17 protein-coding genes are annotated in these 24,440 nt (G+C 71.5%); 11 read left to right on the top strand and 6 right to left on the bottom strand.

Annotated elements, in window-relative coordinates:
• Positions 1 to 36: 36 nt before the first annotated feature.
• The 3 genes from HNP84_RS23870 to HNP84_RS56170 all read right to left on the bottom strand — a co-directional run bounded on the left by HNP84_RS23870 (position 37) and on the right by HNP84_RS56170 (position 5,166).
• On the bottom strand, positions 37 to 2,889 hold the full coding sequence (locus HNP84_RS23870) for a vitamin B12-dependent ribonucleotide reductase (RefSeq protein WP_185052104.1): 2,853 nt from the start codon (positions 2,887 to 2,889) through the stop codon (positions 37 to 39).
• Positions 2,890 to 3,097: 208 nt separating this feature from the next.
• Positions 3,098 to 3,568 carry a transcriptional regulator NrdR gene (gene nrdR, locus HNP84_RS23865; protein WP_185052103.1) on the bottom strand — a complete coding sequence of 157 codons (471 nt, stop codon included), beginning with the start codon at positions 3,566 to 3,568 and terminating at the stop codon, positions 3,098 to 3,100.
• 1,088 nt (positions 3,569 to 4,656) lie between these two features.
• Positions 4,657 to 5,166: a LysM peptidoglycan-binding domain-containing protein gene (locus tag HNP84_RS56170; protein WP_185052102.1), complete on the bottom strand. Its 510-nt coding sequence runs from the start codon at positions 5,164 to 5,166 to the stop codon at positions 4,657 to 4,659.
• A gap of 1,502 nt (positions 5,167 to 6,668) precedes the next feature.
• Between HNP84_RS56170 and lexA the strand changes: the two genes are divergently transcribed.
• From lexA to HNP84_RS23840, 4 genes are all read left to right on the top strand, one after another.
• Positions 6,669 to 7,376: a transcriptional repressor LexA gene (gene lexA / locus HNP84_RS23855; protein ID WP_376771952.1), complete on the top strand. Its 708-nt coding sequence runs from the start codon at positions 6,669 to 6,671 to the stop codon at positions 7,374 to 7,376.
• A 484-nt stretch (positions 7,377 to 7,860) separates the two neighbouring features.
• Positions 7,861 to 8,595, top strand: coding sequence for a DUF6192 family protein (locus tag HNP84_RS23850; protein ID WP_185052101.1), 735 nt, complete (start codon positions 7,861 to 7,863; stop codon positions 8,593 to 8,595).
• Between the two features lie 243 nt (positions 8,596 to 8,838).
• The gene (locus tag HNP84_RS23845; RefSeq protein ID WP_185052100.1) at positions 8,839 to 9,603 is read left to right on the top strand and encodes a metalloregulator ArsR/SmtB family transcription factor; all 765 of its coding nucleotides are present in this window, start codon (positions 8,839 to 8,841) and stop codon (positions 9,601 to 9,603) included.
• Positions 9,600 to 10,106: a pyridoxamine 5'-phosphate oxidase family protein gene (locus tag HNP84_RS23840; protein WP_185052099.1), complete on the top strand. Its 507-nt coding sequence runs from the start codon at positions 9,600 to 9,602 to the stop codon at positions 10,104 to 10,106. Before HNP84_RS23845 ends, HNP84_RS23840 begins: the two co-directional genes overlap by 4 nt.
• Before the next feature lie 168 nt (positions 10,107 to 10,274).
• On the opposite strand, the gene HNP84_RS23835 is transcribed toward HNP84_RS23840, so the two are convergent.
• On the bottom strand, positions 10,275 to 10,715 hold the full coding sequence (locus HNP84_RS23835; RefSeq protein WP_185052098.1) for a hypothetical protein: 441 nt from the start codon (positions 10,713 to 10,715) through the stop codon (positions 10,275 to 10,277).
• Between the two features lie 588 nt (positions 10,716 to 11,303).
• Here HNP84_RS23835 and HNP84_RS23830 point away from each other — a divergent pair.
• Entirely contained in the window at positions 11,304 to 12,449 is a 1,146-nt protein-coding gene (locus tag HNP84_RS23830; protein WP_312925586.1) for a MalY/PatB family protein, read from the top strand.
• A gap of 5 nt (positions 12,450 to 12,454) precedes the next feature.
• Here the strand turns inward: HNP84_RS23830 and HNP84_RS23825 are convergent, their stop codons facing one another.
• Positions 12,455 to 13,198, bottom strand: coding sequence for a GntR family transcriptional regulator (locus HNP84_RS23825; RefSeq protein WP_312925584.1), 744 nt, complete (start codon positions 13,196 to 13,198; stop codon positions 12,455 to 12,457).
• A 129-nt stretch (positions 13,199 to 13,327) separates the two neighbouring features.
• On the opposite strand from HNP84_RS23825, the gene HNP84_RS23820 reads away from it, so the two are divergent.
• Genes HNP84_RS23820 through HNP84_RS23800 form a run of 5 tightly spaced genes read left to right on the top strand, consistent with a single transcriptional unit; the run spans position 13,328 to position 19,091 of the window.
• Positions 13,328 to 14,590, top strand: coding sequence for an extracellular solute-binding protein (locus HNP84_RS23820; protein ID WP_185052097.1), 1,263 nt, complete (start codon positions 13,328 to 13,330; stop codon positions 14,588 to 14,590).
• A gap of 13 nt (positions 14,591 to 14,603) precedes the next feature.
• Positions 14,604 to 15,560: a carbohydrate ABC transporter permease gene (locus tag HNP84_RS23815; RefSeq protein ID WP_185052096.1), complete on the top strand. Its 957-nt coding sequence runs from the start codon at positions 14,604 to 14,606 to the stop codon at positions 15,558 to 15,560.
• Positions 15,557 to 16,372, top strand: coding sequence for a carbohydrate ABC transporter permease (locus HNP84_RS23810; RefSeq protein ID WP_312925580.1), 816 nt, complete (start codon positions 15,557 to 15,559; stop codon positions 16,370 to 16,372). Before HNP84_RS23815 ends, HNP84_RS23810 begins: the two co-directional genes overlap by 4 nt.
• Positions 16,373 to 16,376: 4 nt before the next feature.
• Positions 16,377 to 17,672 (top strand): beta-N-acetylhexosaminidase, encoded by a 1,296-nt coding sequence (locus HNP84_RS23805; RefSeq protein ID WP_185052095.1) that lies wholly within the window; start codon positions 16,377 to 16,379, stop codon positions 17,670 to 17,672.
• A 27-nt stretch (positions 17,673 to 17,699) separates the two neighbouring features.
• A complete protein-coding gene (locus HNP84_RS23800; RefSeq protein ID WP_185052094.1) occupies positions 17,700 to 19,091 on the top strand; it encodes a cellulose binding domain-containing protein in 1,392 nt (463 codons plus the stop codon).
• A gap of 85 nt (positions 19,092 to 19,176) precedes the next feature.
• On the opposite strand, the gene leuS is transcribed toward HNP84_RS23800, so the two are convergent.
• Complete coding sequence (leuS, locus tag HNP84_RS23795; protein ID WP_185052093.1) at positions 19,177 to 21,696, bottom strand: leucine--tRNA ligase; 2,520 nt, start codon at positions 21,694 to 21,696, stop codon at positions 19,177 to 19,179.
• A gap of 744 nt (positions 21,697 to 22,440) precedes the next feature.
• Between leuS and HNP84_RS23790 the strand changes: the two genes are divergently transcribed.
• The gene (locus HNP84_RS23790; protein WP_185052345.1) at positions 22,441 to 24,372 is read left to right on the top strand and encodes a hypothetical protein; all 1,932 of its coding nucleotides are present in this window, start codon (positions 22,441 to 22,443) and stop codon (positions 24,370 to 24,372) included.
• The last annotated feature ends 68 nt before the right edge of the window (positions 24,373 to 24,440 follow it).

The following is a 24,440-nucleotide window of genomic DNA, read 5'->3' as shown; positions in this document are numbered from 1 at the left end:
GCGGACCGTCCGGCCCGCTCCCCGCCCGCGTACGCGTCAGCTACAGCCGCTGGTGCTGCCGCAGCCCTCGCACACGTAGCAGCTCCCGGCCGGGCGCATCTTGGTGCCGCAGGTCATGCAGAGCGGCGCGTCGGCGGTGCGGCCCTGGTGGCTCTCCAGGGCGCGGCCCCGGTTCGGCTCGGCGGCCGGGCGCGGCTGGACGGCCGGCGGCGCCGCGGCGACCGGGGGCTTGGGCTCGATCGGCGCCGACTGGGCCAGGGCCTCGGCGTCGAGGACCTCCTCGGCGTGCAGCGCCGCCGGGTCCTCGCCGCGCGCCTGCGCCGCCCGCTCGGAAGCCGAGAAGATGCCCAGCGCCGCGCGGTCCTCGTACGGCAGGTGGTCAAGGGCCAGGCGGCGGAAGATGTAGTCCATCACCGAGGCCGCCATCCGCACGTCGGGGTCGTCGGTCATGCCCGCCGGGTCGAAGCGCATGTTGACGAACTTGCTCACGTACGTCTCCAGCGGCACGCCGTACTGCAGGCCGATGGAGATCGCCACGGAGAAGGCGTCCATGACGCCCGCCAGCGTGGAGCCCTGCTTGGACATCTTCAGGAAGACCTCGCCCAGGCCGTCGTCAGGGTAGCTGGACGCGGTCATGTAGCCCTTGGCGCCGCCGACGGTGAACCGGGTGGTGGTGCTGGGCCGCTGGTTCGGCATGCGGCGGCGGGTGGGCCGGGTGACCTCCACCACCTGGACCGTCGGCTGCTCGGCCTTCTCCTCGGCCTTCTTGCCGCCGTTGCCCGCCGACAGCGGCTGGCCCACCTTGCAGTTGTCGCGGTAGACGGCCAGCGCCTTCAGGCCGAGCCGCCAGCCCTCCATGTAGACCTGCTCGATGTCCTCGACCGTCGCCGACTCCGGCAGGTTGACGGTCTTGGAGATCGCGCCCGACAGGAACGGCTGGGTGGCGGCCATCATGCGCACGTGCCCCATCGGGGCGATGGCCCGCTCGCCCATCGCGCAGTCGAAGACCTCGTAGTGCTCCTCGCGCAGCCCCGGCGCGCCCACCACGTGGCCGTTGGCCGCGATGAACTCCACGATCGCCTCGATCTGCTCCTGCTGGTAGCCGAGCTGCTTCAGCGCCCGCGGGATGGTCTGGTTCACGATCTGCATCGAGCCCCCGCCGACCAGCTTCTTGAACTTGACCAGGGCGAGGTCCGGCTCGATGCCGGTGGTGTCGCAGTCCATCATCAGGCCGATGGTGCCGGTCGGGGCCAGCAGCGACGCCTGCGCGTTGCGGTAGCCGTTCTTCTCGCCCAGCTTCAGGCACTCGGCCCACTGACGGGTGGCCTCGGCGTGCACCTTCTCGTCGATGCCGCCCAGGGTGGCGATCCTGGCGTTGGCGTCGGCGTGCTTGCGCATGACCCGCTTGTGCGGCTCGGCGTTGCGGGCGTAGCCGTCGTACGGGCCGACGATCCCGGCCAGCTCGGCGCTGCGCCGGTACGACACGCCGGTCATCAGGCTGGTGATCGCCGCCGCGATCGACCGGCCGCCGTCGGAGTCGTAGGCGTGACCGGTCGCCATGAGCAGCGCGCCCAGGTTGGCGTACCCGATGCCGAGCTGCCGGTACGCCCGCGTCGTCTCGGCGATCTTCTCGGTCGGGAAGTCCGCGAAGCAGATCGAGATGTCCATCGCGGTGATGATCAGCTCGGTGAGCTTGACGAACGCCGGGACGTCGAAGCTGTCGTCGTCCTTGAGGAACTTCAGCAGGTTGATGCTGGCCAGGTTGCAGGAGGAGTTGTCCAGGTGGACGTACTCCGAGCACGGGTTGCTGGCGGTGATCCGGCCCGTCTCGGGCGTGGTGTGCCAGTCGTTGATCGTGTCGTCGTACTGGATGCCCGGGTCGGCGCACTCCCACGCCGCCCTGGCCATCTTGTGGAACAGGTCGCGGGCGTCGACCTTCTCGATCACCTCGCCGGTCAGGCGGGCGCGCAGGCCGAAGTCGTTGCCCTTCTCCACCGCCTCCATGAACTCGTCGGAGACGCGCACGGAGTTGTTGGCGTTCTGGTACTGCACCGAGACGATGTCCTTGCCGCCGAGGTCCATGTCGAACCCGGCGTCGCGCAGCGCGCGGATCTTGTCCTCCTCGCGCGCCTTGGTCTCGATGAACTCCTCGATGTCGGGGTGGTCCACGTCGAGCACGACCATCTTGGCGGCCCGGCGGGTGGCGCCGCCCGACTTGATCGTGCCGGCGGAGGCGTCGGCGCCGCGCATGAACGACACCGGCCCGCTCGCCGTGCCGCCGCTGGACAGCAGCTCCTTGCTGGAGCGGATCTTGGACAGGTTGACCCCGGAGCCGGAGCCGCCCTTGAAGATCACGCCCTCTTCCTTGTACCACTCCAGGATCGACTCCATCGTGTCGTCCACGGAGAGGATGAAGCACGCCGACACCTGCTGCGGGGAGGCGGTGCCCACGTTGAACCACACCGGCGAGTTGAAGCTGAACAACTGGTGCACCAGCGCGTGCTTCAGCTCGTGGTCGAAGATCTCGGCGTCTTCCTCCGAGGCGAAGTAGCCGTGCTCGATCCCGGTCCTGGTGTACACCCCCACGACCCGGTCCACCAGTTGCTTCAAGCTCGACTCGCGCTGCGGGGTGCCCACCGCGCCGCGGAAGTACTTCGACGTCACGATGTTGGTCGCGTTGACGGACCAGAAGTCGGGGAACTCCACGCCGCGCTGCTCGAAGTTGATCGAGCCGTCCCGCCAGTTCGTCATGACGACGTCGCGGCGCTCCCAGTTCACCTGGTCGTACGGGTGCACGCCCTCCGTGGTGAAGATCCGCCGGATCTTCAGCCCCTTGCGGCCGCGCTTGCCCCCGCGCGCCGCCGTCGCGCCGCTCACCGTCTCCGTCATGACTTCCCCCTTCCGGGGCCGCTCACCCGGCCCTCGATACGGTTCAACGTGGTCTTGCCGCCGTGCCGTCCCCCGCCGCCGGGGCGCACGCTTCCGGTCCTGTCACGATCCGGTGTTCAGTTGCCGCGGCCTCCCGGCACGCGTACGGGCCGTCTCCTCGCCACGTTCACGGCCCCGCGGCCCCCCGCTCCCGCGGAAGGCCGTCGCCTCACTCCTCGACGGGCTTCTCGGCCGCCCGCTTCGCGCGAAGCTGCTCGATCTCCGCCTCGAAGTCGGCCAGCGTCTCAAAGCTCCGGTACACCGAGGCGAAGCGCAGGTAGGCGACCTCGTCGAGGTCCCGCAACGGCCCCAGGATCGCCAGCCCCACCTCGTTGGAGGGGATCTCGGCCGCACCCGTCGCCCGGATGCTCTCCTCCACCCGCTGCCCGAGCTGAGCCAGCGAGTCCTCACTCACCGGCCTGCCCTGACAGGCGCGCCGCACTCCGGCGATCACCTTGTCCCTGGAGAACGCCTCGGTGACGCCACTGCGCTTGCTCACCATCAGCAGCACGTTCTCCTGCGTGGTGAACCTGCGCCCGCACTGGGGGCACGTACGCCGCCGCCGTATGGCCGCGCCGTCCTCGGTGGAACGGCTGTCGATCACCCGCGTGTCGGGATGACGGCAGAACGGACAATGCACCCCGATTCGCCTCCCTAACCGGGCCCCGAGCCGCAGCCCACAACCACGCCGCCACCCCTGCGAAAACGCTGACGCACGCCCAATGGCGTACCACGGTGCGGCAATGGAAACACAATTTGTGGTGAACTACATGGCTGTAACTACTAGATGTTGTGGTCCAAACCTAGAAGCGCGCGCCCATGAACGCAAGTCGAACACCGGCCCCATACCGAATTCGCTGCTCAGCCCCCTCGCGAGTGAACAGACCCGGCGTGTCGCCCCAGGGTCCCCACCGGTCCCACTGCACACACCGCGCCGACCTTACGCCCTCCCGCTCCCGGCCCGCGTCCCACCCCGCCACACGACGGACGACCGCCTGGGCCGCCGGGAGCGTCCGGACCGCCGCCGGCCACGCCAAGGGCCGTCCACGCGCAGCCGATGACCGTGTCGGGGGCACCGCAGGACGGCCCCCGCTTGAGGGGTTCGCGACGCGGTGCCAGGAGGTCGCCGTGCGCGGGCCGGTGAAGGGCGGCGCGATGGGCCGGCTCGCCCTTTTCGCGATCTCGCCACCCTCCTGTCGGCTCCTCGGCCGCAGCCCTCTGGGGTGGGCGCTGCCTCCCGGTCCTGCCCCACGGCCGTGCCACCTCGTCAGCGGCCGGAGAGGCCGCCCCGGTGCGGACAGCAGCGCAGCGCGAGAGCAGCCGGCCACCCCTGGCTCACCCCCCAGAGGCGCCCGCGACGACGTCGGACCCTCCACCGCACAGGAGGAGAGTCGCCCCTTCGGCCGCCCGCGAGAAAGGTCACTCATCCCCCGCACAGGGGTGGGCACCGGAGTGGGCACCGGGGTGGATGGCCGCCCCACGACCCACCGCAGCCCCTCAAGTGAGCCGCCCTTCAGGCGAACCGCCCCCCACGCGAACCGCCCTTCAGGCGAACCGCCCCCCACGCGAACCGCCCTTCAGGCGAACCGCCCTTCAAGCGAGCCACCCCCATGCGAGCCACCCCCCACGCGAACCCCCCCACGGGAACCGCCCCCCACGCGAACTACCCCACGCGAGCCACCCCCACGCGAACCACCCCCGGCGAACCGCCCCCAGGCGAGCTGCCCCTCAGCCTGCCTGCGAGAGCGGGACGTACAGGCGCATGCCCGGAGTGATCACGGTGCTGGACAGGCCGTTGAGGTTCATGATCTTGCGGACCATCGGGGCCGGGTCGGCCTCGGGGCTGACCGCGTCGGCGATCTCCCACAGGGTGTCGCCCTGGCCGACCACCACCCAGGGCAGGCCCGCGTGCTGCGAGCCGGGGTGGTGCCAGGTCGAGGCGATGCCGACGGCGCGTGTGCCGAGCCAGAACACGCCGAGGGCGATCATCGCCACGGCGACGACCAGGACCACCCGGCCGCGTCTCGTCAGCCGCAGCGGCGGGGCGGGGTGGCGCCGCTTCCTGAGGGTGGTCCGAGAGGGCCGGGCCCCCGGGCGGCCGGACGGCGCGGGGCGTACGGTCGTCTCCTCCAGGTCCTCGGCCGTCAGCACCGTGCCCGGACGCCACCCGCCGGCGGCGCCCCGCCTCGGCGCGCGTACGGCCCTGGGGCCGGGCGTACGGCGGCCGCCGGACCCCACGAGCTCGCCGCCACGCCGACCGGCGCCCCCGCCAAGGCCGCGCGTCGTCACCGCGCCGGTGCCCGCGGGCTCGCCGCCGCGCCGACCCGCGCCCCCGCCAGGGCCGCGCGTCGTCACCGCACCGGTGCCTGCGGGCTCGCCGCCACGCCGGCCAGCGCCCCCGGCACGGCCGCGCGTCGTCACCCGGGTCCCCAATCCACTGACCGCCCATTGGGAGGCGGGACCGCCCTGGGCCTCACCCCGCAGGCCACCGGCCCATCGGCCGCCGTTCACCCATCCGGCCTCGGCCGCGCCCCACGCCTCGCCCATGCCACCGGCGCCGGTCCCCGCCCTCGCGGTGGCGCCCGCCCGCGCGTTGACGGCAACCTGGGCGTTCGCGATCTTCTGAGCCCGGCGCGCGGAGGATCGTCTCGCGGCCGCGCGGCGGCGCATCGCACGCCGGGCCTCGGTCTGACGGTCGAGGACCTGCCGGGCGAGCGCGCCCCCGCCGGCGCCCGCCCCGCTCACATCCGCATCCGATCCGGACGCTCCGACGTTCCCCCTCGTGTCGAGAACGCCGCCCGGCTCCGCCGCAGCCGCGCGCGGGCCCGCCCCGCTCGCATCCGCACCCACTTCGGACGCGCTCGCGCTCCCGCTCACTTCGCGGACACCGACCACCTCCGCAGCCGCGCACGGGCCCGCCTCGATCACATCCACACCCGCTTCAGACACACCGGCGTCCCCGCTCGTGTCGAGGACGCCAGGTTCCCCCGCCGCAGCCTCATGCGGGCCCGCCCCGCTCACATGCACACCCGCATCGGCCTCGCCCGCGTCCCCGCTCACTTCGAGGACGCCGACCACCTCCGCCGCAGCGGCGTACAGACCCGCCGCGGTCACATCCGCATCCGATCCGGACGCTCCGACGTTCCCGCTCACGTCGAAGACGCCGACCACCTCCGCCGCAGCCGCATGCGAGCCCGCCCTGGCTTCGGCCGCGCCTGTTCGGGGCCTGGGCACGATGACGCCCGCCCCGGCCGCGCCCACGCCTGACCCCGCACCCGTTCCGGGCGTGGCCGCGGTCTCGCCCCTCTTGGCCGCACGCACGCCCACGTCGGCCCTCTTCGTCGTGGGGTCCGCCGCCTCGGCGGGCGCGGGGCCGGGTAGGGGCGGGCTGGTGGCTTCGGGCAGGTCGGCGGGTGTCTCGCGAATCGCACGGCGGATCACCGCGGGTTGTGCGAAAGTTGGGTTTGTGGTTGTGGTCGTCCGCATGGCGGCCTCCGCTCCCCCCGGCCGGCCCGAGTATCGGCCGAGTAAAGATCGGCAAATCGAACACGGTGTCGATCGAACTCCCGTACGATGTTGTACACCACGCGACCGACGATTTCGAGGACACTCGAACAATTGTTTGAAGATGATCTTTGGAGGGGATACGGTCGCTGTGTGCGACGTGAAGACCACGGATCGGGAGGCGAGCCACGTGAGACCGCAGCGCGGCCGAGCGGGGACCGCCAGGCGAGGAGGCAATCGTGAGCGGGCATGACGACGAGGCCGTGAGCGACCTGGCGGTGCGCAGGCGCGACTCCCTCGGGCTCACCCCCAGGCAGCGCAAGATCCTGGAGGTGATCCGCGACTCGGTGCAGCAGCGCGGCTATCCCCCGTCGATGCGCGAGATCGGCGAGGCGGTGCAACTGACCAGCACGTCGAGTGTGTCTCATCAGCTCACGGCGCTGCAGCGCAAGGGCTACCTGCGCCGCGACCCGCACCGGCCGCGCGCGCTGGAGGTACGCCTTCCGGGCGAGCCGGTCCTGTGGGTCGATCCCGACGCGGGCGAGGAGGAGTCCGCGGTCAGCCGGCCCACCGCCGCGTACGTGCCGCTGGTCGGCCGGATCGCCGCCGGTGGCCCGATCCTGGCGGAGGAGAGCGTCGAGGACGTCTTCGCGCTGCCCAAGCAACTCGTCGGCGAGGGCACGCTGTTCCTGCTCCAGGTCTCCGGTGACTCGATGATCGAGGCCGCCATCGCCGACGGCGACTGGGTGGTCGTCCGGCAGCAGCCGGTCGCCGACAACGGTGACGTCGTGGCCGCGATGATCGACGGCGAGGCGACGGTCAAGACCTTCAAGCGCAAGGACGGCCACGTCTGGCTGGTCCCGCACAACCCGTCCTACGAGCCTATCCCGGGCGACGAGGCGACGGTGCTGGGCAAGGTCGTCGCGGTCCTGCGCAAGCTCTGACCGGTCGCCCCCGAGAGGTCCTCGCGCACCGACCCGGGCGAGCCGCCACACCTGCCCTCCTGTGAGGTGCCAGGCGTGGCGGCCGCCTGTCGTTGGCATCAGGGGGTGGGATCCCAGCCCGCGGGGTCGGGGGCGCTCACAGGTCCGGGCTCGTGGATCAGAGGGGTCTGGTGGGTCACCGGGGTCTGGGGGGTCACGGGTCTCGTGAGTCCGGGCGCTCGCAGGTCAAAGCGGCCGGTGGGTGAGCTGGGTCCGGCGGGTCGGGGCGCTCGCGGGGCGGAGGGGCCGGTGGGTGAGCTGGGTCCGGCGGGTCCCGGCGCTCGCGGGGCGGAGGGGCCAGTGGGTGAGCTAGGTCTGTGGGCCGGGGCGCTCGCGGGGCGGAGATTCTCGCGGATCGGGGCGCTCGCCGGGCAGAGATTCTCGCGGGTCAGGGTTTCGTGGGTCAGAGGGTCTGGCGGGGCAGGGCGCGCTGGAGATCGAGCCGATGCAGCTGCACGGCGGCGCGCAGCCGGACCAGGGCGAGGCGCTGTTGGGCGTCTTGGAATCGTTGCAGCTGTTCGCCGATGATTTGGCCATCCCGGTACGGACGCTGGAGACCCACCGCTGGGTGGCCTCCCGCTGGCCGGCCAAGTACCGCCAAGCCGGCGTCCCGTACTACATTCACGCGACGCCGGCCTCCATTCGCGACGATGAGGAGCGGTGGGCGCGCATCGCCAAGCCGCCGCTGGACAACCGCACGGGAACCCATCGGTGGACCGACACGGCCGCCAAGCAGGCGGTCGACCAGAAGCTCGTCAACATCGCCTCGGTGCAGCAGAAGGTCGAACGCATCCACGATCTAGCCCGCGATGAGGAGGTCGCCGTCCGGGTGGCCACCGACCTGCTGCGCCGACCGCAGGTGGCCTCCCGCACGATGCTGGATGACACAGCCAAGCACATGGTCAACCGCGCCCAGGTCGACCATGTCCGCCAGGCCGGTCAGGTGGTGCGGCAGCGCACCCCAGCTCTGCCCCGCATCGAGCACAGCCGCGACTTCCTGGTGTTGACCGGCGCCTGCGCGGCCTTCGTCTCGGCCATCGGCCGGGTCGTCCCCGGCCTGCGCGGCCACCAATTCACCGCCGACGAGCGCGCCGCGGTGGCGCGGAACGTGGCCCGGGTCCGGGCCACGGCCGACTGGATCGAATCGGCCGTGGAGTCCGGCGAGATCAGTGGTGGATGATGAACGCCCGGCGCAACGTGATCGACTACGAGCGGCTCCCGCAGCATAGCGAGGCCCACCTGGCGTGGGCCGCGATCACCTTGATGACAAGGCGTTTGACCAGGAAGAACGCGCGATCGTGGAGTCGCGCGCAACCCGTGACACCGCAGGCCGCATGAGCTGCCGGGCGGTTTGCGAAGGCGCCCCTCAGACTCAGAGGCCCGCTTGCGCCCATTGTTAGCCAAGTGGTGTACTGTTAGCTATATGGTGAACGATCCGTTCAGGGCCGTGGCCCACCCGATCCGGCGCAGGATGATCGAACGTCTGGGCAACGGCCCCGCGACGGTCGGCGAGGTGACCTCAGACCTGGGCGTCTCCAAACCAGCGATCACCAAGCATCTGAAGATCCTCGAAGAAGCCGGGGTCGTCGTCCGCAGAGTCGTCGGCCGCACCCACCGGCTGGCCTTGAACCCGGCCGCGCTCATCGACGCCGTCACCTGGGTCGACCACCAGCGCGCCCTCTGGGAGCGCATGTTCGACACCGTCGAGGAACACCTTGCCGACAAGGAGCAGACAACCATGACCGACACGACTACACGGTCGACCGCCGTCCGCATCGAACGCACCTACCGGGCGTCCGCAGACGCCCTGTTCGACGCCTGGACCAACCCCGAAGTGATCAGGAAGTGGTGGCACGCCGGCCCTGACTGGGAAACCGCCGAGGCCGAGGTCGACTTGCGCGTCGGCGGACGCCTGCGCGTCGTCATGCGCGACACCGACGGCATCGAATACACCGCCACCGGCGTCTACACCGTCGTCGAACGCCCCTCACGCCTGGGCTGGATCTGGCACGGCGAAGAGGGCGAGGCGGGCACCGGATCGCGGTGTGACCTGGAAATCAGCGAGCAGGATGGCGTCACCGCGGTGGTGCTGACCCACAGTGGCCTGCCCGACCACCACGCGGCGGCTGAGCTTCGCGAGGGCTGGGGCCTGTGCCTGGACAACCTCGACAAGGTCATCACTCGATGACCCGCCTCGACGACGCGACGTTGCCCCAGGGCGATGTGCGCCTGCTGGGGACTGACGTGGCCCAGCGGCTGCTCCGCTCCACCGAACTCGCCCGCGTCGCCTACGTGGCCAAGGACGGAACGCCACGGGTGTTCCCCATGCTGTTCCATTGGACCGGCAGCGAGGTCGTGCTCTCCACCTTCGGAGGTCTCAAGGTCAACGCTTTGCGAGCCCGCCCCGACATCGCTATCACGATCGATGCCGCCACCACCCCACCCTCAGTGCTCCTCATCCGAGGGAAAGCCGAACTCACCGACGTCAAGGGCATTGTCGAAGAATACGCCGCCGCCCAGCGCCGCTACGCCGGTGAGGAACAAGGCGCGGCGAACGTCGCCGCAGTCGACCGGCCCGGCACCACCATGGTCCGTATCGCCGTCCGGCCGACCTGGGTCGGCGTCCTCGACTTCATCACCCGCTTCCCCGGCGGCACGACGCCCGACGAGTTCGCTCGGCGAGGGCAATAGGCAGGCCGCAGGGAGGCCATCGCCGCATATCCCAAAACGAAACCAATGAGCCCGGCCAGCGCGATCGCGTCAGCCGGGCTCCTACATGCCTCAAACGATGGGAGTCGGGTCCTCCCACTTCACATCTCTGTGTCTCGAAAAGATCGTTTTACCGGTCGAGAACACCTCTCAGGGGGCGGGGTGGTCGTTGCCCTCGTTCAGGAGGGTGCGCAGGCGTTCGGTCTCCCGGCGTTTGCGGTAGCCGGCCGTGAAGGACGCCGAGACGATCAGAATGCTGCCGGTGGCCATCAGGAGCAGGGCGAAACTGGGCAGTTCGCGTCCGCCGGTGAAGACGATGCTCAGGGCGCTCACCATCACGGCCAGGTAGCCGGGCACGACCGTGAACTCGCGGCGCAGGAACATGCCGAAGCTGCCGTACGCGTCGGGAGCGACGAAGTACAGGTGGGTGGTCGCCACCGTCAGTGCCGCTATCGACACCGCCCAGCCGGCGATGGCGAGGTGCATGGCGTGGCCGAGCCAGCCGGCCAGCATGGTGACGCCACCGGTCAGGGTGAAGGCGGCTATGGCCGCCAGGCTGACGATCTCTGCCGCTGACGAGCGTGGTGTCACGGTGTGCTCCTCAGGGCGAGGGCTGGATGATGCCGGGGCGGAGGATGTGCGTGGCGACTGCGACCGGGGCGGGGCGGGCGGTGACGCGAACCGGCGGGCGAGTGTGCGGGTGGGCGTGGGGATGGCCCGCGGGTAGAGCCGGGCAGGTATTGACGCGACTCACGTGGGCTTGCGGATGGCCTGCGGGTACGGCCCGGCGGGCATTGTCGCGACTCACGTGGGTGCGCGGATGGCCTGCGGGTGGAACCCGGCGGGCATTGTCGTGGCTCGCGTGGCCGTGCGGGGGATCCTGGGTCTGGGGGGAGGCGGGCTCGGTGGGGGCCGGGGCGGAGTGGGAGGGGTGGGGCGGCGGCGGGTTCGCCGTCGGTTTGTCGCAGGCCCGTGCCCAAGGCAGCGCGTACGCCCCCGCGACGGTCTCGTGGCGGGCTCGCCGGCGCTCGCGCGGGGTCGGGCGGGACACCAATGCAGTCTAGCGTCACCGGATACGGTTCATTATGGCATCGAGGCCCGATTGGGACCGGGTATCACGACGACGGAGGCATGCCCCAGGCAGAGTCACGCGGCTGCCGTACTTTTACCATTAAGGGCGTGGGAGAGCGCTTTGGGGTGGATCGGCTGTCGGAGGCGGACGCGCGGCGGCGTACCGGGGTGAAGTGGGCGCAGCCTGAGGACGGCGTGATCCCGGCGTGGATCGCCGACATGGACTTCCCCGTGGCCCCGGCGATCGTGGCCGCGGTGCGGGAGCGGGCGGAGCTGGACCTCGGCTACCCCGTCTGGCTGGATCGGCCGCAGGCCGGGCCGCTGGCGGAGGCGTTCGCCGAGCGGATGGAGCGCAGGCACGGCTGGCGGCCCGATCCCGAGCACGTGCGCGCCTACTCCGACATCAACCAGGCGCTCCAGGTGCTGTTGCATGTCATGACCGAGCCCGGTGACGGGGTCGCGCTGCACGTGCCGAACTATCCGCCGTTCCTGGAGACGCTGGCGCAGATGGGCCGGACCCCGGTGCACGTCCCGATGCGGCCCGAGGGCGGGACGTGGACGTTCGACCCGGAGCTGATCGACGGGCGGTGCCGGGTGCTGCTGCTGGTGAATCCGCACAACCCCACCGGAAGGGTGCTGACCCGGGACGAGCTCGGCCGGATCGCCGAGCTGGCCGAGCGGCACGACCTGCTGGTGATCTCCGACGAGATCCACGCCGACCTGGTGTACGAGCCGCACCGGCACATCCCGTTCGCCACGCTCCTCCCCGAGCGCACGATCACGCTGACCTCGGCGACGAAGGCGTTCAACCTGGGCGGCATCCGATGCTCGGTGGCCCACATCGGGGCGGCGCGGGCGCGCAAGGCACTGGCCGCGCAGCCGGCCCATCTGTTCGGCGCGGCGAACCTGCTGGGCGTGGAGGCGACGGTGGCGGCCTGGCGGCACGGTGACGCGTGGCTGGAGGAGGTCGTCGGCGTCCTGGACCGCAACCGGCGTCTGCTGGCCGACCGCCTGCCGCCGGAGGTCGGCTACCGGATGCCCGAGGCCACCTACCTCGCCTGGCTCGACTTCGGCGGGCTGGGCCTGGACGAGGAGCCGGCGGAGTTCCTGTATCGCGAGGCCCGGGTGATGGCCAGCCCGGGGCCGCTGTTCGGGCCGGGCGGTCCCGGGCACGTGCGGCTCAACTTCGCCACCTCGCTGCCGATCTTCGAGGAGATCCTGGGCCGGATCGGCCGCGCCTGCACGACGCCCTGAGCCGGTCAGCCGGAGTCGGCGTCGAAGTACAGCTCTGAGGTGATCCGGTAGCGGTCGCCCCGGTAGATGGAGCGGGTCAGCTCGACGATGCGGCCCCCGGCGTCGCGGGTGGTGCGTTCGAACAGCAGCGCCGGGGCGTACTGGGGGACGCCGAGGAGCTCGGCCTCGGTCTCGTCGGTGACGGTGGGCTCGATGGTCTGCACGGCGCTGCGCACGTCCACGCCGAAGCGGGCGCGCAGGAGCTGGTAGAACGAGCCCGACTCCATGTCCTCGGGGGCCAGTCCGCGCACCAGGGCGTGGGGCAGGTGGATGCGCTCGATGGCCATGGGCTCGTCGTCCACGATGCGCAGGCGTACGGCGCGCAGCACCGGGTCGGCGGGCGAGACCTGGAGCCGGTGGGCCAGGCGGGCCCCGGCGGGGGCGGAGTCGAACTCCAGCACCCGGCTCAGCCAGTGGCCCTCGGCCGGCGGCACGTAGAAAGAGCTGCCCGCGGTGGCGGCGAGCTGCTGGGTGACCTTGTGCGGGCCGATGAAGGTGCCCCGGCCGTGCTCGCGGACCAGCAGCCCCTGGCGGACGAGGTCGTCTATGGCGGCGCGCAGCGTGGGGCGGGAGACGCCCAGCTCGCGGCAGAGGTCGCGTTCGGAGGGGATCGCGTCGCCGGGGCGCTTGTCGCCGATGAGGTCCAGCAGGAAGTCACGGACCCGGTCCCGCTTGAGTCCGGCACGCGCGTTCAGGGCCGATGTGCTCACACCGGCCCATGTTACCAGTTATTGACCAGTTCTCCGGAAACTCCCCTCTTGACGCGGCTACTGGTAAAGACCACTATGCGCCTATCCGGCCGGATTGCTTACCAATATCTTACCAATCAGGGAGGCGCCATGAGGGGTCTCGCGAGGCTGCTGTGCGCGGTTCTGCTCGCAGGCGGGCTGGCGGCCTGTTCCGGCGACGGCGGCGAGGGGGGCGCCGCCACTGCGGGGCCGGGGACTCTGGACGTCTGGGTGATGCGCGACAGCGCCCCCGACGACCTGATCGAGCGGGTCAACGCCGAGGTCGAGGCGGCCCACCCGGGCCTGACCGTACGCGTGCAGGTCCTGGACTGGGAGGGCCGGGACGTGAAGTGGAAGACGGCCCTGGCCGGGGACGATCCGCCGGACGTGCTGGAGATGGGCAACACCGACGTGCTCACCTACGCGGCCTCCGGGGCGCTGGCCGAGCTGAAGCCGGCCGACTACGAGAACTCGGGCACCTGGCTGAAGGGCCTGGCGGACGCCGGCGGCTACGAGGGCAAGCTGTACGGCGTCCCGTACTACGGCGGCACCCGTGTGGTGATCTACCGCAAGGACCTGTTCGAGAAGGCCGGGATCGACTCCGAGCCGGCCACGCTCGCCGAGCTGCGCCAGGCGGCGGAGAAGCTGATGAAGGCCAACCCCGGCGAGGACTTCTCCGGGCTGTACTTCCCCGGCCGCTACCAGTACGGCGCGCTCCCCTTCGTCTTCGACGCCGGCGGCCAGATCGCGGCCAAGGAGGGCACGGCCTGGAAGGGCATGCTGTCCACCCCGCAGTCGCAGCAGGGCCTGCGGAACTGGGCGGACCTGGTCAAGGCGGTCTCGAAGGCGCCGCTCGACGTGGACACCGACGCCGACCGGTTCGTGGACGCGCTCGGCCAGGGCCACACCGGCATGATCATCGGCCAGGCGTGGATGATGCGCGGGCTCGGCGAGAAGTACCCCAAGCTGGCCGACCAGCTCGGCGCCTTCCCGGTGCCCGGCGTCAACGGGACGATGCCGGTGTTCATCGGCGGCTCCAACCTGGTGGTCTCGGCAGGCTCGCAGGCGCCCGCCATCGCCACGGAGTGGGTCAAGCTCATCACCGGCACCAAGTACCAGACCGAGCTGGCCAGGTCGGGCCTGCTGCCCAACAGCACCAGCCTGGAGGGCGTGGTCGAGGGCGTGACCGCGGTGCAGATGAAGGCAGCGGCCAGGAGCTGGTTCACCCCGCAGTCCACCCAGTGGTCCAACGTGGACAACGCGCAGGTGCTCCAGGACATGTTCCAGGCGATAGCGTCCGGGGAGAAGAGCGTCGCGGAGGCGGCGGCGACCGCGGACAAGAAGATCGCCGAGATCCTGAACGCGACCGGCTGAGGCGAGGCCGGGCGTGACGCTGACCCGAAACCCGCCGCGCGCGGCCGCCCCTGACCGGCGGCGGCGCGGGGTGCGGCCCGCCTCCCGCAGCCGCTCGCGGGCGTTGCCGTACGTGCTGCTGCTCCCGGCCGCGCTGGGCATCCTCGGCACGCTGGTGTACCCGGTGTTCCAGCTCGTGGCGCTGTCCTTCCAGCGGGAGAACCTGGCCGACCTGATCCGGCGCACGACCACGTGGGTCGGGCTGGACAACTACACCCGCACGCTGACCGACCCGCAGTTCTGGACGGTCCTCCCCCGTACGATCGCGTTCGCGCTGACCTGCGCCGGGCTGACGCTGCTGATCGGCACGCTGTGCGCGCTGCTGCTGCGGGCGGCGAGCCCGTGGGCGCGGCTGGCGCTGTCCAGCGGGCTGGTGGTGGCCTGGGCGACGCCGGTGTTCATCGGCGCGGTGATCTGGCGCTGGCTGTTCGACAGCGAGTTCGGCGTGGTGAACCACCTGCTCACGGTCACCGGGCTGTGCGAGTGCCGCGGGCACGGCTGGTTCCTCACCGGCGGGCAGGCCACCTTCGTGCTGGTGGTGATCATCGTGTGGGGCGCGGTGCCGTTCGTGGCGCTGTCGGTGTACGGCGGGCTGCTCACCGTGCCGCCGGAGCTGCACGAGGCGGCCAGGGTGGACGGCGCGGGCGCGACACGGATCTTCTTCTCGATCACCTTCCCGCTGCTCCGCCCGGTCTACACGATCCTGCTGGTCCTCAGCCTGATCTGGGACATGAAGGTGTTCCCGCAGATCTGGTTCACCACCAAGGGCGGCCCGTACGAGTCGACGGTCATGCTCGGCGTCTACATCTACAACAAGGGGATCAACGCCTCCCAGTTCGGCGCCGCGTCCTCCATCGCGGTGCTGATGACGCTGCTGCTGGTCGGGCTGTCCTGGCTGTACGTCCGGGCGCTGCGTCAGGAGGCGTCGTGAAGAAGGCACTGGTCAACGTCGCCTGCCTGCTGGTGTGCGCGTTCTTCGTCTTCCCCGTCTACTGGATGGCCACGACGGCGCTGAAGCCCGACTCCGACATCCTGCGGCACACCCCCAAGCTGGTCCCCTCCCCCGTCCACTGGGACAACTTCCGCGAGATCCTCACCGCGAGCGGCTTCTGGAACGCGATGCGCAGCTCACTGCTCGTCACCGGCGCGGTGGTGCTGCTGGGCATGGCGGTGTCGTTCCTGGCCGCGGTGGCGCTGGCGAGGTTCCGGTTCCGGGGCAGGACCGCGTTCCTGCTGGCGATCATCATCGTGCAGATGATCCCGGGCGAGGCGCTGTTCATCCCGTTCTACCTGATGCTGCGCGACGCGCGCCTGCTCGGCACGTACGCCGGGCTGGTGATCGTCTACATGTCGTTCACGCTGCCGTTCGCGGTGTGGATGCTGCGCGGGTTCGTCACCGCGGTGCCCGCGGAGCTGGAGCAGGCCGCGATGGTGGACGGCGCGAGCCGGTTCCAGGCGTTCCGCAAGGTGGTCTTCCCGCTGGTCGCGCCGGGCCTGATGGCCACCTCCGTGTTCTCCTGGATCACCGCCTGGACCGAGTTCACCTACGCGTACGTCCTGCTGGACGAGCCCGCCCGCTACACCCTGCCGGTCTACATCCAGTCCTTCATCGGCAGGTACGCCACCGACTACGGCCCGCAGATGGCGGTCGCCACGCTGTTCACGCTGCCGGTCGTGGTCTTCTTCCTGATCATCCAACGACGCGCCGTGGCGGGGCTGTCCGCCGGCGCAGTGAAGGGGTAGTCGCGTGCTCATTCCGAGACCGCAGGTCCTCACCGCCGCCGCCCGGCCGCTCGACCTGTCCGCCCTGCCGGTACGCCGCGGCGCCGACGACCCGGCGCTCGGCCCGGAGGGCTACCGGCTGCGCGTGGGCGAGGACGGGATCGACCTCACCGCGGGCGGCCCGGCCGGGCACTTCTACGGCACCCGCACGCTGGCCCAGCTCGGCGGCTCCGCGCCGGAGCTGACCGTCGAGGACCGGCCGGCGTTCGGCTGGCGCGGCGTGATGCTGGACGTGGCCCGGCACTTCATGCCCAAGGAGTTCGTGCTGCGGCTGATCGACGCGCTGGCGCTGCACAAGCTGAACGTGCTGCACCTGCACCTGACCGACGACCAGGGCTGGCGGCTGGAGAGCAAGAGGTACCCGCGCCTGACCGAGGTCGGCGCGCGGCGCGGCGGCCACTACAGCCAGGAGGACATCCGGGAGATCGTCGCGTACGCCGCCGCCCGGTTCGTCACCGTCGTGCCCGAGATCGAGATGCCGGGGCACGCGCAGGCGGCCATCGCGGCGTACCCGCGGCTGGGCAACCACCCGGGCCGGCGGCTCGACGTGTGGGACCGGTGGGGCATCAGCGAGCACGTGTTCAACCTGGAGGAGGCCACGATCCGGTTCTGCCAGGACGTGCTGGACGAGGTCGTGGACCTGTTCCCCGGGCCGTACGTGCACGTCGGCGGCGACGAGGTGCCCCCGGCCGAGTGGGAGGCGAGCCCGGCCGCGCGGCGCAGGATGGCCGAGCTGGGCCTGCCCGGCGCGACCGCGGCCCGCGCCTGGTTCATCGGGCGGATGGCCGAGCACCTGGCCGCGCGGGGGCGGCGGGTCGTGTGCTGGGACGAGGACGGCACCAGCCCGCCGGGGGCGGTGCGGATGGCCTGGCGCGACGCCGAGCGCGGCCCCGACGCGGCACGGGCGGGGCATGAGGTGGTGCTGACGCCGTACCGGCACACCTACTTCGACTACTACCCGGCCGACCCCGAGGCGGAGCCGGGCCAGCCGCGGGCGCAGGACGGCGTGGTCTCGCTCGCGGACGTCTACCGCTTCGCGCCGCCGACGATCCCCGGCGTGCTGGGCGCGCAGTGCCAGCTCTGGACGGAGTACATGCCCACGCCCGAGCACGTGGAGTACATGGCCTTCCCCCGGCTGTGCGCGTTCGCCGAGGTCGCCTGGGGCACCGCGGGCGACTTCGAGGGTTTCCTGGCCCGGCTCCCCGCCCACCTGGACCGCCTGTCCGCGCTTGGGGTCGCCTCCGGCCCCATCCGCGTCTGATCCGCCATCCGATCGATTGGAGAACGCATGCGGTTACGCAAGATCCTGCTCGTCGTCACGCTGGCCGCCATGGTGGCGACCGGCGGCCTGATCCGCGCGGCGTCGGCCGACAGCGGGCTGCGGGTGCAGTACCGCACCACCATGACCGGCGCGAGCGCGTACGAGACGCAGCCCTGGTTCAAGATCCGCAACACCGGGTCGTCGGCGGCGTCGCTGTCGCGGTACACGATCCGGTACTACTTCACCGGCAACGGCGCCGCGTACTCCTTCTCCTGCGCCTGGGCGGTGGTCGGCTGCGGCACGCTCAGGCACCGGTTCGTCACCCTGGCCACGCCGGTGAACGGCGCGGACAGGTACCTGGAGATCGGCTTCACCTCCGGCACGCTGGCGGCGGGGGCCGACACCGGCGACATCCAGCTCCGCCTGTGGCGCACCGACTGGCAGAACGTGAACCAGGCCGACGACTACTCCTTCGGCGCGGCCCAGACCTCCTACGCCGACTGGGCGCGCACCCCGCTGTACCTGGACGGCGTGCTCGACTGGGGCACCCCGGCCAGCACCGACCCGACGACCAGCCCGTCGCCGACGGTCACGCCGACCGTGCCGCCCGGCGAGCGTACGGAGCTGTTCGACGACTTCTCCTACACCAACTCCTCCGACCCGCGCATCGGGCAGCGCCGCTGGTCGGTGCGCACCAACCCCGGCGGGCCCGGCATCCCGGGGGCGTCGTGGCCGGCCTCGGCGGTCACGTTCCCCTCGATCGGGACCGGCAACCAGGCGCTGACGCTCACCGCGACCACCGACGGCACGGCGAGCGGCACCAGCCAGGCCGAGATGCTGCACCAGCGCAAGTTCTTCGAGGGCACGTACGCCGCGCGCGTCCGCTTCACCGACGCGCCGCAGAGCGGGCCCGACGGGGACAACGTGGTGCAGACGTTCTTCACGATCACCCCGCTCGCCTTCGACCTCGACCCGAACTACGGCGAGATCGACTTCGAGTACCTGCCCAACGGCGGCTGGGGCGCGCAGGGGCCGATCATGTACATGACGACGTGGGAGACCTACCGCAACGAGCCGTGGCTGTCGGACAACACCTACACCACGGTCAACCAGAGCATGGCGGGCTGGCACACGCTGGTCTTCCAGGTCTCGGGCGGCAACGTCACCTACTACATCGACGGGCAGCAGGTCGCCCAGCACGGCGGCAAGTACTACCCGGAGACCCCGATGTCGATCAACTTCAACCACTGGTTCATCAACGGCGGGCTGAACGGCAGCTCCACGCAGCGCAGCTACGTGCAGCAGGTGGACTGGGTCTACCACGCCAAGAACGAGGTCGTCGCGCCGACGGCCGTGCAGGGGCGGGTGGACGCCTTCCGCGCGGCCGGCACGGCGTGGACGGACAGCGTGCCTGAATGAACGAGCCCGGGTGAACCGGGTGAACGTACCCGAGTGATCTGATCGGCGGTCGCGGGCGGCCCGCATCAGGGCCGCCCGCGGTCGCTCAGGGGACGATGTTGACCAGCTTGGGCGCGCGTACGATGACGCGGCGCGGGGCGCCGGACAGCAGGGCCTTGACCTTCTCCGAGGCCAGGGCCAGCTCGGCCAGGGCGTCCTCGCCGATGTCGGGCGAGACCTCCAGCCGGTCGCGGACCTTGCCCGCCACCTGCACCACGCAGGTCACCGACTCCTGCACCAGCAGCGCCGGGTCGGCGACCGGCCAGGGGACGCGGGCGATGGAGCCGGTGTGGCCCAGCCGCTCCCAGCCCTCCTCGGCGACGTAGGGCGCGACCAGCGACAGCAGCACGGCCAGGGTCTCGGCGGCCTCGCGCACCGCCGGGTCGCCCGCGCCGGGGCCGGAGTCGATGGTCCGGCGCGCGGCCGTGGTCAGCTCCATCATGCGGGCCACCGCGACGTTGAACCGGTAGGACTCGACCAGCTTGGTGACCTCGTCGATGGTGCGGTGGGTGACCCGGCGCAGTTCCAGGTCACCGGTGGCCGGGTCGGCGCCCAGCGGGCTGGTCACCTCGCTCATCACCCGGAACGCGCGGCTCAGGAACTTCTGCGAGGCGGCCGGGGACACGTCGGCCCAGTCGATGTCGTCCTCGGGCGGGCCGGCGAACACCATGGTCAGCCGGACCGCGTCGACGCCGTAGGTGTCGATCTGCTCGCCCAGGTCGACGCCGTTGCCCAGCGACTTGGACATCGCCTTGCCCTGGTTGATCACCTGGCCCTGGTTCAGCAGGCGCACGAACGGCTCGGTGAAGCCGACCATGCCCATGTCGTAGAGCACCTTGGTGAAGAACCGCGCGTACAGCAGGTGCAGCACGGCGTGCTCGATGCCGCCGACGTACTGGTCGATCGGGCCCCACTTGCGCACCTGCTCGACGTCGAACGGGCCCTCGGTGTAGCCCGGCGAGCAGTAGCGCAGGAAGTACCACGAGCTGTCGACGAAGGTGTCCATCGTGTCGGTGTCGCGCTTGGCGGCGCCGCCGCACTTGGGGCACTCGACGTTGACCCAGTCGGCGGCGTTGGCCAGCGGCGCGATGCCCTTGGGCGCCAGCGCCTCGCCGCGCAGGTCGGGCAGGGTGACCGGGAGCTGCTCGTCGGGGACCGGCACCTCGCCGCAGTCGGGGCAGTGGATGATCGGGATCGGGGTGCCCCAGAACCGCTGCCGCGACAGCAGCCAGTCGCGCAGCCGGAAGTTGACCGCCCGCTTGCCCAGGCCGCGCTCCTCCAGGATCTGGATGATCCGGTCGATCGCCTCGGCCTTGGTCAGCCCGTCCAGGGGGCCGGAGTTGACCAGCGTGCCCTCGCCCGGGGTGGCCTCGCCGGTCTCGCCCGGGTCGGCCAGGCCGGTGTGCACCACGACCCGCACCGGCAGGCCGAACTTCCGCGCGAAGTCCAGGTCGCGCTGGTCGTGCGCGGGCACGGCCATGATCGCGCCATGGCCGTAGTCGGACAACACGTAGTCGGCCGCCCAGACCGGGATGCGCTCACCGTTGACCGGGTTGATCGCGTGCACACCCAGGAAGACGCCGGTCTTCTCCTTCTCGGTGGACAGGCGCTCGATGTCGCTCAGCTTGGCGACCTCGGCCCGGTACGCCTCGAAGGCGGCCCGCTGCCCGTCGGAGACGATCTCCTCCGCCAGCGCGGCGTCGGGGGCGACGACGAAGAACGTGGCGCCGAACAGGGTGTCGGGGCGGGTGGTGTAGACCGTGACCGGCTCCTCGCGGCCCTCGATCCGGAACCGCACGTCGGCGCCCTCGGAGCGGCCGATCCAGTTGCGCTGGATGGTCAGCACCCGCTCGGGCCAGCCGGCCTCCAACTGGTCCATGTCGTCCAGCAGCCGGTCGGCGTATTCAGTGATCTTGAAGTACCACTGGGTCAGCTCGCGGCGTACGACCTCGGCGCCGCAGCGCTCGCAGCGGCCCGCGACGACCTGCTCGTTGGCCAGCACGGTCTGGTCCTGCGGGCACCAGTTGACCAGGCCGCCCTTGCGGTAGGCCAGGCCCCGCTCGAAGAACCGGTTGAACAGCCACTGGTTCCACTTGTAGTACTCGGGGTCGCTGGTGTGCAGGCGGCGCGACCAGTCGAAGCTGATCCCGTAGCGCTTGAAGGAGGTGGCCTGCGTCTCGATGTTGGCGTAGGTCCACTCGGCCGGGTGGGCGTTGCGGCGGATCGCGGCGTTCTCGGCGGGCAGGCCGAAGGAGTCCCACCCGATGGGGTGCAGGACGTTGTAGCCCTTGTGGAACCAGTAGCGGGCGAGCACGTCACCGATCGCGAAGACCTCGCCGTGGCCCATGTGCAGGTCGCCGGACGGGTAAGGGAACATGTCGAGCATGTAGCGGCGCTCGCGGGGGTCGGCCGGGTCCTCCTCGGCGCGGAAGGGGTCCAGTTCCTCCCACCGCCGCTGCCACTTGGCCTGCAGCGCCTGCGGGTCGTACTGCTGCTCGCTACGATCACTCACGGTCGGTCCCTCGGTTGTTGTCCCGCATTGTCGCGGCCCATGGTCACGGCCCATAAAGAAACCCCTCCGCGCACGTGGAGGGGTGGCCGCGTCGGCGTGGGCAGTGATCAGCTCGCCGGACGCGGCCTGCTAAGAAGCAGGGTCGCGAAACGCATATGTCAAGGGTAGCGCAGAGCGCGATGTTCTCGGGGCGCGAGACGGTCTCTGTCTCGCCAGGTGAGATGAGATGCGGCTTTCGCCCGGACGGCGAAGAAACGCCTCGTAAGGTATGACGCGCGGAGCGCCCGTGCCTGGGCGTACAGAATGAACGCCTGATGCACGTGAGACCCGATGGTGATAGATCCGTTGTGACCTCTTCTGTACCGTTAGTTTACTCTTGTCGCTATGGCGAACTCGTACGATCCAGAGCTTCGGCCGGATCCCGAGGAGTTCGGCCTTCCACTCCAGGACCCGCCGACCGACCCGACCGGCCGGCTGTTCTACGGGGGATTCTCCCGTTTCCCTGCGGAACCCCCCGAGCCGCATGAGATCATGCGCAGCACCCCTAATCCGGGCAATATCGCGGGAGGTACGGCAGCCATGGCCCCGGAGCAGTCCAGCCAGTCCCACCTACCCCCGGCCTGGCCCGAGACGCCGCGCAACGACCCGCCGCCGCCCGCCTGGCCCGATCCCCCACGTGGCGACGCCCCCCACCCCGGTGGCCGGCCGTCCCACCAGGCGCAGTCCGGCCGGCCCCACACGTCCACCGGCCCGTCCTGGCCCGACCCCGCGGCCGGCCCGTCGCCAGACCGGTCCGGCATGACCGGCCCAGACCCGCTCGGTATGGCCACGCCGTCCCGGCCCGACCCGAACGGCGGCTCCGGCATGTCCTCACCGACCTGGCCCGGCCCCAACGGCAGCACCGCCGACTCCGGCCCCGCCTGGCCCGACCCCAACGGCAACGCCGGCGCGTCGTCCCCGTCCTGGCCCGGCCCCAACGGCAGCACGGCCGACTCCGGCCCGGCCTGGCCCGGCCCGAACGGCAGCACCGCCGACTCCGGCCCGGCGTGGCCCGATCCGAACGGCCGCTCGGGCGCGTCGTCGCCGTCCTGGCCCGACCCGAACGGCGGCTCCGGCATGTCCTCGCCCTCCTGGCCCGGCCCGAACGGCGGCTCCGCCGACTCCGGGCCCGCGTGGCCCGGCCCCAACAACGCGGCGGCCTCCGGCGCGTCGTGGCCCGGCCCCGAGGGCGGGCCCGGCATGAGCACGCAGCCGCGGCCGGAGCCGAACGGCACGTCCGGTGCGTCGTCGCCGTCCTGGCCCGGTCCCAACGGCGGCCCCGAGCCTGACCCGGCGCCCAGGTCGGTCTGGGACACCAGCCACAACCGCGCTCCGGCGCCCAACCCGTCCGCCGGCACCCCGTCCTGGGAGGACGACCCGCTCAGCACCATGAGCGCCATCTCGGTCCCGCCGGCGCCCGCGGCCTCTGACGCCAACTTCGAGCGGACCGTCTCGCTGCCCATCGGCGCGGCGCGCCCGGCCCAGCCCGACACCCCGCCCCCGGCTCCGCCCGGCCCCGGCTCCGCAGGCCCTTCGGGCCCGTCCGGGCCGCAGCAGGGTGGCCCTGGTGGTCCCGGTGGCCCGGGTGGACCCGACGGCGGTCCCGCCGGACCGTCCGGGCCTCCCGGCGGCGGGCCGTTCCAGCACCCGCAGGGCCCGCCGCCCGGCCCCGCGCCGCACCCGGGCGGCCCGGGTGGTCCCGGCGGTCCCGGCGGCCCTGGTGGTCCGGGTGGCCCCGGTGGTCCGAACGGCGGGCATGGCGGCCCCGGTGGGCCCGGTGGCCCTGGTGGACCCGGTGGGCCGGGCGGGCCCGGCCCGCAGGACCCCGGCGACCCGTACCGGCCGTTCGTCACGGCCGGGCAGATCAGCGGGCCCAAGACGCCGCCGCCCGACCGGCAGCAGGAGCTGTGGAACAACGTCTTCGGCGAGAACTACCAGCAGATGGGCGATGATGACCTGGACCGGCCGGGCAAGCCGATCTGGATCTACGCGCTCGTCGGCTCGGTGGTGATCGCGCTGGTCGCGGCGCTGTTGTGGGCGTTCCTGGCGGGTCCGCTGGCCTCGGGCGACGAGTCCGATTCCGACCCGGGGGCGCAGGGGCCGGTGGCCACCAAGTCGGCCGCGCCACGTCAGCAGCCGATCGGCCGGCTGCCCCGCTACAAGGGCACGGCCTCGCCGGTTGCGGGCACGCTCACCGACCAGGGCGCGGCGATCACCCTGCCCCGGCTGGGCCGGCCGTGGCGGCTGGACCAGCGCGCCACCGTGCGTACGCAGTTCGGCTTCGACACCCGCCAGTACGTCGCGGCCGGCCAGGACTCCACCGGCAAGGCGCAGTTCGCCCAGGTGATGTCCGGCCCGCTGGCCCGCCGGCTGGCCTCGAAGTACACCTCGCCGGAGAACCTGACCCCGGTGATCAGCGCGGTGGCGTTCCAGCAGCGCACCAAGTACTTCCCCGAGGGCAACAAGATCCGCAAGACCGCGCAGCAGGCGCTCAACGTGGGCGGCCTGCCCGGCCAGCTCGTGGCGTACGAGATCACCGCGGGGAGCGAGAAGACGACGATGGTCGTGGCCGCGATCAGCACCGGCGCCGACCTGCCCGCCATCGTCTACATGGCGGTGCCCGACGCCAAGAAGGAGCTGCTGCCCGACGTGAACACGGTCTTCAAGGGCATCCGCCTGTCGAACCCCTGACGGACGCCCCGCGGGGACGGCGTCAGAACGTCTGCTCGGCTCAGAACGTCTGCTCGGCTCAGAACGTC

It is taken from the genome of Thermocatellispora tengchongensis (genome assembly GCF_014202315.1).
Classification (GTDB): Bacteria; Actinomycetota; Actinomycetes; order Streptosporangiales; family Streptosporangiaceae; genus Thermocatellispora; species Thermocatellispora tengchongensis.
This window is presented reverse-complemented; position numbering and strand designations above follow the sequence as displayed.

Excerpts from the sequence above, each read along its gene's own strand:
- HNP84_RS23870 (WP_185052104.1), bottom strand. The coding sequence starts at position 2,889 with ATGACGGAGACGGTGAGCGGCGCGACGGCGGCGCGCGGGGGCAAGCGC.
- HNP84_RS23850 (WP_185052101.1), top strand. The coding sequence starts at position 7,861 with ATGCAGCTGCACGGCGGCGCGCAGCCGGACCAGGGCGAGGCGCTGTTG.
- HNP84_RS23845 (WP_185052100.1), top strand. The coding sequence starts at position 8,839 with ATGGTGAACGATCCGTTCAGGGCCGTGGCCCACCCGATCCGGCGCAGG.
- HNP84_RS23840 (WP_185052099.1), top strand. The coding sequence starts at position 9,600 with ATGACCCGCCTCGACGACGCGACGTTGCCCCAGGGCGATGTGCGCCTG.
- HNP84_RS23820 (WP_185052097.1), top strand. The coding sequence starts at position 13,328 with ATGAGGGGTCTCGCGAGGCTGCTGTGCGCGGTTCTGCTCGCAGGCGGG.
- HNP84_RS23800 (WP_185052094.1), top strand. The coding sequence starts at position 17,700 with ATGCGGTTACGCAAGATCCTGCTCGTCGTCACGCTGGCCGCCATGGTG.
- leuS (WP_185052093.1), bottom strand. The coding sequence starts at position 21,696 with ATGGGCCGTGACCATGGGCCGCGACAATGCGGGACAACAACCGAGGGA.
- HNP84_RS23790 (WP_185052345.1), top strand. The coding sequence starts at position 22,441 with ATGACCGGCCCAGACCCGCTCGGTATGGCCACGCCGTCCCGGCCCGAC.